This window comes from Streptomyces flaveolus, assembly GCF_044765825.1.
Lineage (GTDB): Bacteria > Actinomycetota > Actinomycetes > Streptomycetales > Streptomycetaceae > Streptomyces > Streptomyces flaveolus.
The window spans coordinates 169,429-182,929 of record NZ_JBIWKU010000009.1 but is presented as its reverse complement, the minus strand read 5'-3'; the positions used below and the strand labels follow the sequence as shown (position 1 = coordinate 182,929).

The window sequence follows — 13,501 nt, the reverse complement described above, 5'->3', positions numbered from 1 at the left end:
GACCCGCTGTCCCGTGGGCGACCTTGTGGAGGCCCACCGGCCGCAAGAGGGTCTGCGAGACTGACGGGCGCGTCAGTGGTCGGAGTTCCGGCACTCCTGTTCGGGCATGCCGATGTCCGCGAAGATGTCCCGTGCCTGTCGGCTCAGCAGTCCTGGGGTGGTGCTCTCGGTTCGGTGACCGGCCCGGGCCAGTGCCAGGAGAGTGCGGGCCTCGCCCGGGCGGTGGCCGGTCTCGCGGTGGACGGTCAGGGCCTCCTGGGCCAGCTCGGTGTTCGTGGTGCGGGCTGTTGCGAAGAGGGCCGTCAGGGCTTGGCCCTCTGCCACGCGGAAGGAGTGCACGCGGGCCAGGTGCAGTGCCTGGGCGGCGCGGGCGCGGGCCTCCTGAGACCGGCCCATGTGGTGGTAGGTGACGCTGAGGCTCAGGAGGGTGTCGGTCTCGGCGCGTTTGGACATCACCTTGCGGGCGAGGGCGAGTGCCTGCTCGTCGGCCTGGAGCGCCCGGTCCGGATGTGCCAGCTCGCGGTGTGCGGCGGCGACCGCGTTGAGGATGCTCGCCTGGATCCAGTACCGGTTCGTGTCTTTGACCAGGGCCAGGGCTCGCTCGGCCTGCTCCAGCCCCTCCTCGTGGCGGTCGAGGTCGAGACTGATCCTGGCGACGGTGTCGAGCATCATCGCGCGGCCGTCGCGGTGACCGGTCCCTTCATTGGGGGCCACCGCCGGGCCGAGGAGGTCGAGCGCGTCGGCGAAACGGCCGAGTTCCCAGTACACCCGGCCCAGAATCTGCACGGCCGAACTGCTGTTCCATCGGCTGAGCCGTGCACTGAGACTCACGGCGCGTTCGAGGTGACCGGCAGCCTCGCACAGCCGGCCCAGGTCCCGGCAGGCCATGCCGAGGCCGGTCAGCCCGAACGCCTCGTAGTCACGAGGCCCGGTCTCACGAAAGAGGCGCAGGCCGACGGTGAAGTCGTCACGAGCGCTGTCCAGGCGCGCCATGCTCCAGTGCGCGAAGCCCCTGAGGCCGAGGGCCGCGGCTTCGCCCGCTCCCCAACCGATTCCCCGGCTGATGTCCAGTGCGCGTGTGGCGTGCTCCATCGCCTGTCGGACATGGCCCCGGTCCCACTGGGCCGCCGCGAGGCTGAAGTGCATCGCGGCCTGGCCGGGCAGGTCCTTCTCGGCTTCGGCCGCGTCCAGTGCCGTCCGGCCGATGGCCTCCCAGGTCTTCCGTGGCAGGTGGGTCCAGAAGTGGCTGAACAGCGCGGAGACCATGTACCAGGTGACCGGGCGGGGGCCGTGGCGGTCGGCATGTTCGATGACGGCGAGCAGATTCGGTAGCTCCGCCTCCAGCCATTGTTCGGGTTCGGTGGTCGACGGCACGTCCGGGGGACCGACGGGTCGGAGATCGCGGGGGAGTTCCGGGAAGAGCGAGGTCCCCGCGGTGGCGCGAACGGCGTGCAGGTACCAGATCAAGAGCCGTTCCAGCGCGGCGCCGCGCTCTGCCGCCGTCTCCTCCGCCACCGACCGCTCCTTCGCGTACGCGCGAAGGAGGTCGTGGAACCGGTACCGGCCCGGCGTCGCGGGTTCGATCAGATGCGCCGCGGTCAGCGCGCCGAGCAGACGGCGGGCCTGTGTGAGCGGGACGTCCAGGAGGGCCGCCGCGGCCTCGGTCGTGAAGTCGGCGCCCGGAAACAGCCCGAGCAGCCGGAACAGCCGGCGCGCGCCGGACGCGAGCACCCGGTAGGACACCGAGAAGGCCGTACGCAAAGGTGAGTCGGCGTCACTGTCGGGTTCCAGCGCCTCCAGCCTGTTGCCCTCGGTCATCTCGGCGACCAGGTCGGCTGTCCGCAGGGCCGGATCGCCCGCCAGCCTGGCGGCGGCCACGCGCAGGGCCAGGGGGAGGCCGGCGCAGAGCCGGACCAGTTCGTCGGCCGCGTGCCGGTCGCCGTCGATCCGGTCCGTGCCGAGGGTTCGGCTCAGGAGCGCGCGAGCCTCGTCCGGCTGGAGGAGGTCCAGGGGCAGGGAATGGGCGCCGTCGCGGGCGACGAGGTCGCCGAGCCGGTTGCGGCTCGTGACGACGACGCAGCAGGTCGGACCGGCCGGCAGCAGCGGTCGTACTTGATCGGCGGAGGCCGCGTTGTCCAGGAGCACGAGCATGCGCCGGCCGGACAGCAGGGTGCGGAGGACGCGGCCCTGGGCCTCGGGGTGCGGGGGGATCTCCGAGGCCGCGAGGCCCAGGCCGCGCAGCAGCATTTCGAGGGCCTCGCCGGGCTCCAGGGGGCGGCGGTCGTGGTCGAAGCCGTGGAGGTTGACGTAGAGCTGGCCGTCCGGGAACCGGTCGCGAACCCGGTGGGCCCAGTGCACGGCCAGCGCGGTCTTGCCGATGCCGGCGGCACCGCCGATGGCCGAGATGACGACGGTGTTCGCCGGGTCCTGGTGGTCCCGCTCGGGCGGAAGCAGGGCGTGGAGTCGCGTGAGTTCGTCGATGCGGCCAGCGAAACCCGGCATGTCATGGGGGAGTTCGGCGGGCACGGTGCTCGCGCGAGGCCGGGAGGGTGTCGGCGGAGGAGGAAGCAGGAAGGCGTCGTCCTGGTGCAGCACCGCCTCGTGTACCCGGCGGAGTTCCTCCCCGGGGTCGGCTCCGAGCTCGTCGCGCAGTCGTACGCGCATGTCCTCGTAGGTGTTGAGAGCCTCCGCCTGACGTCCGCAGCCGTACAGGGCCCGCATGCGCAAGGCCCTCAGCGACTCGTCGTAGCGGTCCGCCACCGAGGACGCCGACAACCCGCCGAGGTCGTCAAGGGCCTCGCCGAACCGGTTGAGTGATACGAGGCACTTGAGCCGTTCCAACCTGAGCGTCCGTCGGCGTTCCTCCCACCGCTGCCGTTCGTCCCGCGCGAACGGCCCCGGCAGCCCGGCCAGAGGCTCGCCACGGAACAGCCCCAGGGCACCGGCCAGCTGGCCGGCCGCGGTGACCAGGTCACCGGATGCGACGGTGCGCAGTGCCGCGTCGCCCCGCTCCTCCAGCTCCTCCGTGTCGAGCCGGACCTCCTCGACGACGAAGCGGTACCAGCCCTTGCCGCTGCGGATCACCGACTCCGCAGGCGGGGTGCCGTCGGGGTCGAGCGCTCTGCGCAGCGTATTGATGTGGGTGGGCAGCACCTTGCGGCCGCCCGCGGGTGGCTCCGACCCCCAGACCGCGTCGAGCAGTCGCTCATGACTCACCACGGTCCCCCGGCTCAGCAGCAGCGCGGCCAGCACGGTCTGCCGCTTGACCGGGCCCAGCTCCAGCGGCGCTCCGTCCCGCCATGCCCGTAACGGCCCGAGCACCTCGAAACGGAACCGCTGAGGAGATCCCCCACTCACCCGAAGCCTCCGCTCCCACACGTCTTCCAGGTCATCCAGAATTCATCAGCATTGCAGCACGCCACGCCATGGTGATGGCCGCGACATCGCACAATCCGCACAACCAAGGGGGACCGAGTGACCGAAGCGGAGTTGGTGGCCACCGCGTTGGCCACAGGGGCGGCGGCCGGACTCACCGACACCCCACGTGGAGTCGTCCACGATCTCCACTCAGCGCTGCGCGAGGCGGTACGGCGACGGCTGGCCGGCGGCAGCGTGTCGGGCGGCTATGGCGTACGGGTGCTGGACGCGTACGACACAGACCCCGACGTATGGCGGACCCGGCTGCTCCAGGTCCTGACCTCCGGGATGGAGATCGACGAGGAGATCCGCGCGGCGGCCCGCGCCGTGCTCCGCGCACAGCGTCGGACAGGGCACATCGGCGGGGACCTGGTCGGCTCATGACGTGATAGGCATCCCGACGCCGTCGGCCACCTCTCCGATCACGGACGGAATCGGCGGACGCCACTTGGTGTGAGGGTCAGGCCGGTGGCGGTGGGGCAGTCGGCAAGCAGGGCAAGCCGCCGCCGGCGGGCTCGACGTACGACTCGACAGCCGCACTGTCCAGCAGAAGCTGAGCACCGGCTCCGGGTCCCCCGCGACTTCCCGAGCGGGAACGGCCCGGAGCTGACCTGACAGGCGCGCACATCCGATCCCCGCGGACAAAGGGCACAAGCCTTGCAGCGAGGGGGGTCACGTCGACGACCGAGCCGTCGGGCATGGCCATGCCCGACGAGAGAACGACACAGGTCAGGGCCCAGTGTCCGCGTGCCGAGTCCAGACGCAGACGGTCCGCACGCTCTTCGTTCATGTCTCCACGCCGCCGGACGCCCGCCGGGGAGGCGTCCGGCGGCGGCCCGGGAGAACCGGTGCGGCGGGTGTGCGGGAGAAGGGCGGCGGTGGGGCGTCCAAGACGCGAGATCGGCCGGTCGGGCGTAGCGTACCCATAGTTTGTGATGGAGAAGAGGAGCTGGCTCATGGCTGTAGGCCTCGCCGTCGTCTACGACAGTGCTTCCGGCAACGTCCATCAGTTCGCCGAAGCCCTTGCCGGGGGCGCGGAAGGTCAGCGTGCCCCTGAGCTCGCGCCGGACACGGCCATCGACGCCGACCCGGCTTGGCGCGCGCGTCGACGCCACGAAGAACACGGTCCCCGTGGCGACCCCGGAGGACCTGGAGTGGGCCTCGGCCTACGCGTTCAGGACCCCGACCCGGTTCGGCAACTCCTCCCAGCTCAAGCAGTTCTTCGACTCCACCGGCGGCCTGTGGCAGGCGGGCGTGCTCCACAACGATCCCGTCACCAGCTTCACCTCGGCGATGAACCGGCAACCCTCCTGTACGCGGCCAACGGCCAGGGACGGTACCTGGTGACGATCGCGGAGCGGCTGCGCGGCTGACGCCCGCGCGGGTGAGTGCCGCGGTACCCACACTTACGAGCACCGGAAGGTCGGTCGATCGTGGAACTGTTTCCGGCCCTGCCATACGCGTCGTGGACCCCGACCAGAGAAACGATCCATCGGTTCGCCCAGATCGTGGGGAAGGTGCGGCTCGCCTTCTCGCAGCGCCGCAACCACTGGTGGAACGTGCCCTTTCACCTCACCGGCCGCGGGATCACGACGCGCCCCATGGGGCTCACCGACGAAGGGGAGTTCTTCTGTGTGGACTTCGACTTCGTCGACCACTCGCTGAGGATCACGCATTCCGGCGGCGAGTGCCTGACCTTCCCGCTCCAGGGGCTGAGCGTCAGTGCGTTCTATCGGGTTCTGGTGGACTCGCTGCGCCGGATGGGAGTGCCGTGCGAGATCGCGCACCCTTATCCGTACGATCTCCCGGACGCGGACCGTCCGTTCGAGCAGGACACCAAGCACGCCACGTATGACACCGAGCAGGCGCACACCTACTGGGTGGTCCTGTCCCAGGTCAATCTGGTCCTGGAGCAGTACGCGGCGCAGTGGTCGGGCAAGACCAGCCCGGTGCACCACTTCTGGCACACCTTCGACATCGCCGTGACCCGTTTCTCGGACAAGAGGGCGGCGCTGCCCCCGTCGGCCGACGAGGTCACCCGCGAGTCGTACTCGCGGGAGGTCATCAGCTCCGGATTCTGGTTCGGCGATCCGACCTTTCCCGAGCCCGCCTTCTACTCCTACACCGCACCGGAGCCGGAGGGCCTGACGGAGGAGAGACTCAGTCCGCCCCAAGCGTCCTGGGTTCCCCTGCGGGGCGGACACCTGGCCGTGCTGCGCTACGACGACGTCCGCGGCGCCCTCGCGCCGCGGGAGACCGTCCTGGAGTTCTTCGAGAGCGCCTTCCGCGCGGGCGGCCGGCGCGCGGGCTGGGACCTCGACGCGGCGGCGTGCCCCGGCGGGGTCACGAGCGACTCCGAGCGCTCGACGCCCTCTGAGTGACGCGATACAGCCTTCTTCGGTGCCTTCCGGCTGCTCGCCCACACCGCCGCCCACGAGAAGCGGGCCCTACTGTTCTCAGCGGTCTACGTCGTCTGCTGCCTGGCCGTCCCGGCCATCGTCGCCGGCCTCGTCACCCCCAGGCCGGCCCGCGGGACACCGCGATCGGATACGTCGGCGCCGTCACCGGGCTCGCACCGTCCCCTTCCGCTGAGAAGGCAGTCTCGTCGAGGTGCGCGACAGCCATGGGTGGTCGCCCGCATCCTGGATCGCCGTCGACCTCCGGGTGGGCAGGGACGACCGCTCGACGGACGCCGTGGTGCAGAGCGCGATGTCGACGGCTCCGGCCCGGCTGATGCCGAAGCGGACCTCGATCGACTGCGGTGAGCGGACCCAGCCGAGCCGCACCGTGTGGTCGAAGTCGGCACGCGCGGACCCGGCGCCGGGCGGCGGCCTGCTCGGGTCCGAGCGGGGTGTCGTCGGCGTGTGACCTCCTCCGCCCGGTGCACCACGAGCGCCACTCGGCCGTCGAGGCTGGGTACGGGCGCGTTGACGTGGCTCCAGAAGTGCTCCTGCCAGTGGCAGGGACGGTGGGGGTCCTCGATGTCGTAGCGGAGCAGCGCCATGGTGTTCCGCTTGCCGGTGGCGATCACGCGCAGCAGCGACGCCCGGGTCTCGCGTATCCCTGGGCCTCGTTCCATGTGGTGTGCGGCTGCTTTCAGCGAGCGGAGGTGTCCGTGTGTCCTGCCGGGCCGTGACCGCTGAGGACCAGTTCCTTCGCCCTGCGGAACTCCTCGTCCGTGATGGCGCCCCGGTCCCGGATCTCCGAGAGCCGGGCCAGCTCGTCGACGCTGCTGGACCCGCCGGCCGCGGTCTGCCTGATGTAGGAATTGAACTCCTCCTGCTGAGCACGGGCCCGCGCCGCCTCCCGGCGGCCCATGTTCTTGCCGCGGGCGATCACATAGACGAACACGCCCAGGAAGGGCAGGAGGATGCAGAGCACCAGCCAGCCGGCCTTCGCCCAGCCGCTCAGTGCGTCGTCCCGGAAGATGTCGGCGATGATGCGGAAGAGCAGGACGAGCCACATGATCCACAGGAAGATCATCAGCATGGTCCAGAAGGCCCCCAGAATCGGGTAGTCGTACGCCAGGTAGGTCTGTGCGCTCATGTCCGTCCTCCGTCCCGGGCGTGGGCCCGGCCGTCGTGCCGTACTGACGTCAGGGTGGCCACGGGGCTTACCGTCCGGCATCACCCGGCACGGGTGAAAGTGGTCGCCGCAGCCGGTGCCCTGCCGAAACCGCGGCGTTCGTTCATGAGGTCGCCCGGTGCGTCGACGGACGCGCCGGTCCGGCGGCTGCCGCCAGGATCGCCAGGATGATCAGGGCGGCCAGGACGAGCCCGAGGACGAGCGCCACGGCGGCGACCGTGGGCTGGTTCCAGAGCAGCAGAGCCAACACTCCCGCCGCGATGACGGTGCCGGTGACCCCCGCCCGGTGCTTCGCCAGCAGCCGTCCCGTGGACCCGGTGTCCACACCCCCTCGGTGCAGGGCCCGGCCGGTGGCCGCCGTCGCCCGCGCGGCCGTCCCGCGGACGGCACGGGCGGCACGTCCGGGCCCGTACAAGTACGCGGCCAGCACGGTGATCACCGCGACGACCAGCAGCGTGCGGGTGCTGTCCCACAGGAAGCGGACGAACGTGTCGAAGACGGCCGACGCCGCGTCCGGCGGCAGCGCCGCGGACGGCACGGAGTCGAGATAGACCCGCCGGAGCACCGCCAGCGCGACAAGGAGCAGCGCCATCATCATGCCGACGCCGGTCCCGGTGGCCATCAGCATCACCCGGTGGGCCGGGGCGGTCCACACGGCGAGCGCGGCAAGGACCACGGTCAGGACGGGCAGCCAGACGCCGACGACGTCCAGCACCCGCATCACGTCCTGGGCCTTGCCCAGTTGCTCCGTCTCGAACAGGACGATCGTCCGGTCGGTGTCCGGAATCGCGGCGGCCTTGTCGAAGCCCGCGTCGACGAGCCGTTCGCGCGCCTGGTCGACGACGTGGCCCACGTCCACCAGCACGGTGCCGTCCTCCGCCCGCAGGGCCCCTCGTCCGTCACCGGTGAGCATCTGCACCACCGCGGCGTGCGACCGCCGGTTGGCCCCCTCCCACGCTTGCTGGAAGGTGTCGCTGGTGACCACGCCGCTGACGGTGCGCTCGGCGGCGGACCGCACGGCCTCTCGCAGCGGGGCCTCCAGGGACTCGGCACCGTTCACCACGCGGGGTGGCGCCCCGGCGTCGCGGAGGGTGTGTGCGAGCGAGTCCGTCACCGCCTTCACGTCCACCTGTGCCACCACGCGCTCGGTGAGCCGGTCGGTCAGGACGTCCTGCACGGCCGGCTCGGATGCCAGCGGCGCAACGGTCGCCACGTACCGGTCGGTGTCGGAGACGGTGTCCTGCACCCAGGCGGCGACGACGGCCAGGGGCGCGAGCAGCAGGGTCAGCAGGAGCAGGACCGAGGAGCCGGCCACGCGGGCCCGGCGGTGGCGCACGGCCGCGAGCCGGCTCAGACGCTCGTACTCCGCCCGCTCCCGGGTGGTGAAGGCGGGTGACGGGTGCTCCGCGGCTGCGTCGGCGTCCTGGGGGCCCGAGGGGGTTGTCGGGGCCATGGTCGCTCCTTCCGCGGGTGTGCGGTCAGGTTGTGGCGGCGGGTGTGCCCGGTTTCCGGGAGTGTGTTCCGCGGAGCGCGGACTGCCGGTTCAGGGTGACCGCCGCCTCGGCCGGGCCGAGCAGGACCGGCCGAGGCCGAGCAGCCGGGTCAGGGCGCGGTTCGACGCGGCCGGCGGGTCGAGGACCGCGATCTCCGCGACGCCGGCGAGTACCGCGACACACGTGACGAGGCCGCGGTTCGGCATGTTCTGGATGCCGGACACCAGCCAGACCGTTCCGACGCCGGCCAGGACACGCCGCCCGGCCGCTCGCGCAGCCGCTCGTGCCGGAACACGCGGCATGGTCATGGCGCCTCCTCGTGGACGGCCGGCCGCCGCCGGACCGTCAGGCGGGACGGTTGGTAAGGGGCGTGACGCATGGCCCCGACTGGTACAGGGTCATGGCTGTCACCGGGGCCGGGATCACCCGTTGAGGGTGATCCGTCGATGCCGTCGGGGCGGTGAAGTGGAGTTCTGCGAGTGATCGGCCCACATGGGCGCGGACGAGACGAAGAGATGTGTGATGAGCGATTCGGACACAGGTGGCGTGGGTCAGGCCCCACCCGGTCCGGCAGCCCGCGGCCGGCGTCCGAGAGCCGTCGACGGCCCCGGCCGCCACACTCGTGCTGTTCCTGGTCCTCTTCGCCGGGACGGACGCGCTGTACTTCACCCTCACCACCTTCAGCACCGTCTCGATGCTGCCGATGGCAGGTGGACTGCTGCTCGTCCGAGTCGCCGCCCGAGTGCCCGCCGGCACGGTGCAGGCGGGGCTGCACCGGAAGCGCCGGGAAGCGCCGCCTCATCCGCAGTCCGGCACCGGTCACCCGGAACCGGAGGCCAGGTCATGACCGTACCCAGTGCCTTCACCGCGTCCCTGCCACCGGCAGAGCGGGCCGCGTACGGCAGGAAAGCCCGCAAACGGGCTTCGCGTTCGTGCCACGGCTGGTACGAGACCGGACAGCGGCGAGCCGACCCGATCGAGCTGCTGGAGCGCCAGTCCGCCGAGCGCGTCCCTGCGCTCGTACCGATCCGCTACGGCCGCATGCTGGAATCGCCGTTCCGCTTCTACCGCGGCGCCGCAGCGGTCATGGCGGCGGACCTGGCCCCCCTCCCCAGCAGCGGGCTGCAGGTGCAGCTGTGCGGGGACGCTCACCCGCTGAACTTCCGGCTCCTGGCCTCACCGGAGCGCCGCCTGGTCTTCGACATCAACGACTTCGACGAGACGCTGCCCGGACCCTTCGAGTGGGACGTCAAGCGTCTGGCGGCCGGATTCGTGATCGCGGCCCGGGCGAACGGCTTCTCGCCCAAGGAGCAGGACAGCGCCGTACGGGCCTGCGTGCGGGCCTACCGGCAGCGGATGCGCGAGTTCGCCGGCATGCCCACCCTCGACATCTGGTACGCCCAGGACGACGCCGACCAGGTGCGGCGACTGCTGGTGACGAAGGCGGAGGGAGAGGCGGAACACCGTCTTCGCGATGCCGCAGTGAGGGCCCGCACGCGAACCCATATGAGGGCGTTCGCGAAGCTGACCCGCGTCACGGCCGAGGGCCGGCGCATCGCCCCGGACCCGCCGCTGATCACCCCGCTCGGCGATCTGGTGGCCGACCCGTCCGAGGCAGGCCGCAAGGAGGAGCTGCGGTCCGTCGTGAACGGTTACGCACGGACCCTGCCGACCGAACGCCGGTACCTGCTGCGCCACTACCGGCTCGTGGACATGGCCCGCAAGGTGGTGGGCGTCGGCAGCGTCGGCACCCGCTGCTGGGTGCTGCTCCTGCTCGGCAGGGACGACGACGATCCGCTGCTGCTCCAGGCCAAGGAGGCCTCGGAGTCGGTGCTGGCCGCCCACACGGGCGGTGAACGCTACGACAACCAGGGCCGCCGGGTCGTGACGGGCCAACGCCTGATCCAGACCACCAGCGACATCTTCCTGGGCTGGACGCACGTCACCGGCCTCGACGGACAGGGCCGGGACTTCTACGTGCGCCAGCTGTGGGACTGGAAGGGCATCGCGCGGCCGGAGACCATGGGGCCGGGCCTGCTCTCCCTCTTTGCCCGGCTGTGCGGGGCCTGCCTGGCGCGGGCCCACGCCCGCTCGGGGGACCCTGTCGCGCTCGCCGCCTACCTGGGCGGCAGCGACCGCTTCGACCGCGCGCTCACGGAGTTCGCCCAGTCCTACGCCGACCAGAACGAGCGGGACCACGAAGCCCTGCGGGCCGCCTGCCGCTCCGGCCGGATCACGGCCAGGCACATGTGAGGCAGGCGTGAGAGAACGGCCGGGCGGCGAACACCGTCCGCCGGCGTTACTTCGGCAGCTGCCGCATCTCCAGCACGCGCAGGCCCAGCGACTGGCAACGGGTCAGCAGCCCGTAAAGGTGGGCATCGTCCACGACTTGGCCGAACAGGACGGTCTGGCCGGACATCACCACGTGCTCCAGCTCCGGGAACGCGTTGGCCAGCGTCTCCGACAGGTGTCCCTCCACTCGGATCTCGTAGCGCACGAGCGATACCTCCACCGGACGGGCTCAGGACACCGCCCAGGGTCCGGCGCGGACGGTGCTCTCTGTGACGATCGTGCGCCTCGTCGCCCTCCGGCGACCTCACCCGGTACAGGTGACTCCGGCCCCCGGGCTCAGTGCGTCAACCCTCGGGCTCAGTGCGTCAGTGCGATCTTGACGACGACGATCACCAGGCCGAGCAGTACATTGACCGACGCGGTAGTGGCCACCAGCCGCCGCGAGGCACCCGCGCGGCGTGCCGCGGCGACGGACCAGCCCACCTGTCCTGCGACGGCGACGGACAGCGCCAGCCACAGGGCGCCCTGGACGTCCAGCCCCAGCAGGGGACTGACGGCGACCGCCACGGCCGACGGCACGGCCGCCTTGACGATCGGCCACTCCTCACGGCACACGCGCAGGATCACCCGACGGTCCGGCGCGTGCCGGGCGAGACGCGCGCCGAACAGCTCGGCATGGACGTGAGCGATCCAGAACACCAGGCTGGTGAGCAACAGCAGCAGGACCAGTTCGGCACGGGGGAACGATCCCAGCGAGCCGGCGCCGATCACGACAGAGGCGGCGAGCATGGAGCCGTAGACGCCCCCGGTGTAGTCCGCGTGCGCCCGATGTTCGGCCCGGCGCTCCCGTCGGCCCGTGGCCCCTGCGGCGGTGCTGCCCCTGGACACCCGTGTCAGCCCGTCGATCCGGTCGCCCCGGCCGGTTCGGAACCGGGGGCGGGCTCGGGCGGGCGGCCCGCCCGAGCGGTCGGCAGATGTGTGGTGACCAGGAAGCCGGCGAGCGCGACGCCGCCCGTGGCCAGGATCGCCGCCTTCAGCCCGTCCAGTTGAGCGGAGGCGTAGGAGTCGGCCACGGCGTCGACCTCGGACGGTGGCAGCCCGGCCCGCTCGGCCGCGGAACGCACCTGCTCGGTGGAGACGAAGGTGACGCCGGCTTCCAGGCGGACCCCGACCTGCTCGCGGGCCGCCTGGGACAGCCGCGGGTCGTCCGCGACCTGGTTGGTGAAGGCGCCTGCCAGCGCGCCGACGAGGATCGACCCGATGAGCGCGGTGCCCAGCGCCGAGCCGAGGTTCTGCGCCGTGAACTGAAGCCCTCCGGCCTCGCTGCGCTCGTCCTCGCCGACGCCGGACTGGACGATGTTGCCCAGCTGCGAGGCGAGGAGACCGACGCCGACGCCAAGGACGGCCATCGCCCCGGCGAACTGCGCGTCGTCGATGACCGGGTCGATGGTGGCCAGCAGCCACACGACGGCCGCCGCCAGAATGACCAGAGCGAGCCGCACCACCCTGCGCGGCCCCACCCTGCGCCCCAGCGAGGATCCGCACAGAGAGGTCACCAGCATGGTGGCCGACACCGGAACCAGGCGCAGCCCCGTCTCGAAGGCGTCGAAACCCTGCACCACCTGGAGATACAGCGGGATCGCGAAGAACAGACCCAGGAGGATGAGGTTCTGGCTCAGGAGCGTCGTCAGGCCGGCCCGGAGGACGGGCCTGCCCAGCAGAGACAGGTGTACCAGCGGGTCCGCACCTCGGCCTTCACACCGTCGTTCCCAGAGCCGGAAGACGGCCAGCACGACAAGCCCGGCGCCCACGACGAACAGAGTGGGGGAGAACCCGAGGACGGTGAAGGGCGGGTTGCGGGGCTCCACCCAGCCCCAGGTGCTGCTCTGCAGCACCCCGAGCACACCCAGCCCCAGCCCGGCGGCGGAGAGCACCGCGCCGACCCCGTCCAACCGGGGCCGGCGACCGGCCGGCACAGGGGTCGCGATCACCCGCCGGCACAGCAGCACGGCCACGACCACCAGGACCTCGCCCGCGAACACCAGCCGCCAGGTGAGGTACGTCGTCATCCAGCCGCCGAGCAACGGGCCGACCGCGATCCCCGCCCCCGCGAGGCCGCCGATGACCGCGTAGGCGACGGCCCGGTCCCGTCCGCGGTACGACTCCGCGACCAGGGCGGCCATGGCCGGAAGCACCATGGCCGCCCCGAGCCCTTCAATGACGGACCATCCCAGCGTGAGCACCCACAGCGTGGGCGCCACGGCGGTCACGGCCGACCCGACACCGTAGACGGCCAGCCCCGTGAGGAACATGCGGCGCCGCCCAACGATGTCGCCGAACCTGCCGCCGACGAGCATGAAAGCCGCCATGACCAGCGCGTACAGGGTGATGACGGCCTGGATGGCCGTGACCTCCGTGTCGAAGTCCTCGACCAACTGACTGATCGACACGTTCATGACGGAGGTGTCCAGGACCATCAGGAACTGAGCCGTCCCGAGGACCACGAGGGCCCGCCAGTGCTTCACGTCGTCCCACCTCGCCCGGTCGACCGGTACAGCAGGGCATGGACGCTCCGACCGCGAAGCGGCGCTGCATCACACTGCGCCGCTCCCGTCACCGCGTCCGGCGTACGTCCCTTCCATCGGAGCCGAGCGCGGCGCCGCGCGCCTCACCCCCTGCGGGGGAGGCCGGCTCACTGCATTCATGGCGCGCCC

The 13,501-nt window shown here is 71.5% G+C and carries 13 protein-coding genes and 1 pseudogene; 6 read left to right on the top strand and 8 right to left on the bottom strand.

Annotation, left to right across the window (positions count from 1 at the left end):
- Positions 1-72: 72 nt before the first annotated feature.
- The gene (locus ACIRG6_RS26375) at positions 73-3,357 is read right to left on the bottom strand and encodes an AfsR/SARP family transcriptional regulator (RefSeq protein ID WP_403324763.1); all 3,285 of its coding nucleotides are present in this window, start codon (positions 3,355-3,357) and stop codon (positions 73-75) included.
- A 117-nt stretch (positions 3,358-3,474) separates the two neighbouring features.
- Between ACIRG6_RS26375 and ACIRG6_RS26370 the strand changes: the two genes are divergently transcribed.
- The 4 genes from ACIRG6_RS26370 (at position 3,475) to ACIRG6_RS26355 (ending at position 6,285) form a co-directional block, all read left to right on the top strand.
- On the top strand, positions 3,475-3,801 hold the full coding sequence (locus ACIRG6_RS26370) for a hypothetical protein (RefSeq protein ID WP_318216246.1): 327 nt from the start codon (positions 3,475-3,477) through the stop codon (positions 3,799-3,801).
- 747 nt (positions 3,802-4,548) lie between these two features.
- On the top strand, positions 4,549-4,764 hold the full coding sequence (locus ACIRG6_RS26365; RefSeq protein ID WP_403324762.1) for an NADPH-dependent FMN reductase family protein: 216 nt from the start codon (positions 4,549-4,551) through the stop codon (positions 4,762-4,764).
- Between the two features lie 86 nt (positions 4,765-4,850).
- Complete coding sequence (locus tag ACIRG6_RS26360; protein ID WP_403324761.1) at positions 4,851-5,798, top strand: DUF5996 family protein; 948 nt, start codon at positions 4,851-4,853, stop codon at positions 5,796-5,798.
- A gap of 229 nt (positions 5,799-6,027) precedes the next feature.
- Positions 6,028-6,285 carry a hypothetical protein gene (locus ACIRG6_RS26355; protein WP_403324876.1) on the top strand — a complete coding sequence of 86 codons (258 nt, stop codon included), beginning with the start codon at positions 6,028-6,030 and terminating at the stop codon, positions 6,283-6,285.
- On the opposite strand, the pseudogene ACIRG6_RS26350 reads toward ACIRG6_RS26355, so the two are convergent.
- The 4 genes and pseudogenes from ACIRG6_RS26350 to ACIRG6_RS26335 form a co-directional block, all read right to left on the bottom strand.
- Positions 6,281-6,481, bottom strand: a pseudogene (locus ACIRG6_RS26350) (protein phosphatase); the annotation flags it as partial. The gene ACIRG6_RS26355 and the pseudogene ACIRG6_RS26350 sit on opposite strands and share 5 nt — an antisense overlap.
- Positions 6,482-6,513: 32 nt before the next feature.
- Positions 6,514-6,963 carry an SHOCT domain-containing protein gene (locus ACIRG6_RS26345; protein ID WP_403324760.1) on the bottom strand — a complete coding sequence of 150 codons (450 nt, stop codon included), beginning with the start codon at positions 6,961-6,963 and terminating at the stop codon, positions 6,514-6,516.
- 142 nt (positions 6,964-7,105) lie between these two features.
- The gene (locus tag ACIRG6_RS26340) at positions 7,106-8,455 is read right to left on the bottom strand and encodes a hypothetical protein (RefSeq protein WP_403324759.1); all 1,350 of its coding nucleotides are present in this window, start codon (positions 8,453-8,455) and stop codon (positions 7,106-7,108) included.
- 90 nt (positions 8,456-8,545) lie between these two features.
- Complete coding sequence (locus ACIRG6_RS26335; RefSeq protein WP_403324758.1) at positions 8,546-8,803, bottom strand: hypothetical protein; 258 nt, start codon at positions 8,801-8,803, stop codon at positions 8,546-8,548.
- 233 nt (positions 8,804-9,036) lie between these two features.
- Here ACIRG6_RS26335 and ACIRG6_RS26330 point away from each other — a divergent pair, with 233 nt between their 5' ends.
- Together ACIRG6_RS26330 and ACIRG6_RS26325 are read left to right on the top strand one after the other, a co-directional pair.
- Positions 9,037-9,342 (top strand): hypothetical protein, encoded by a 306-nt coding sequence (locus ACIRG6_RS26330; RefSeq protein ID WP_403324757.1) that lies wholly within the window; start codon positions 9,037-9,039, stop codon positions 9,340-9,342.
- A complete protein-coding gene (locus ACIRG6_RS26325) occupies positions 9,339-10,748 on the top strand; it encodes a DUF2252 domain-containing protein (RefSeq protein WP_403324756.1) in 1,410 nt (469 codons plus the stop codon). The genes ACIRG6_RS26330 and ACIRG6_RS26325 overlap by 4 nt, the downstream gene beginning before the upstream one ends.
- 46 nt (positions 10,749-10,794) lie before the next feature.
- On the opposite strand, the gene ACIRG6_RS26320 is transcribed toward ACIRG6_RS26325, so the two are convergent.
- The 3 genes from ACIRG6_RS26320 to ACIRG6_RS26310 form a co-directional block, all read right to left on the bottom strand.
- Entirely contained in the window at positions 10,795-10,992 is a 198-nt protein-coding gene (locus ACIRG6_RS26320) for a hypothetical protein (RefSeq protein WP_239770626.1), read from the bottom strand.
- Positions 10,993-11,144: 152 nt separating this feature from the next.
- Positions 11,145-11,684, bottom strand: coding sequence for a hypothetical protein (locus ACIRG6_RS26315; RefSeq protein WP_254718802.1), 540 nt, complete (start codon positions 11,682-11,684; stop codon positions 11,145-11,147).
- Entirely contained in the window at positions 11,681-13,312 is a 1,632-nt protein-coding gene (locus tag ACIRG6_RS26310; RefSeq protein ID WP_403324755.1) for an MFS transporter, read from the bottom strand. Before ACIRG6_RS26310 ends, ACIRG6_RS26315 begins: the two co-directional genes overlap by 4 nt.
- Between the last annotated feature and the right edge of the window lie 189 nt (positions 13,313-13,501).

What these genes read in the sequence shown, in the direction of transcription:
- ACIRG6_RS26345 (WP_403324760.1), bottom strand. Translation starts at nt 6,963, where the DNA reads ATGAGCGCACAGACCTACCTGGCGTACGACTACCCGATTCTGGGGGCC.
- ACIRG6_RS26340 (WP_403324759.1), bottom strand. Translation starts at nt 8,455, where the DNA reads ATGGCCCCGACAACCCCCTCGGGCCCCCAGGACGCCGACGCAGCCGCG.
- ACIRG6_RS26335 (WP_403324758.1), bottom strand. Translation starts at nt 8,803, where the DNA reads ATGACCATGCCGCGTGTTCCGGCACGAGCGGCTGCGCGAGCGGCCGGG.
- ACIRG6_RS26325 (WP_403324756.1), top strand. Translation starts at nt 9,339, where the DNA reads ATGACCGTACCCAGTGCCTTCACCGCGTCCCTGCCACCGGCAGAGCGG.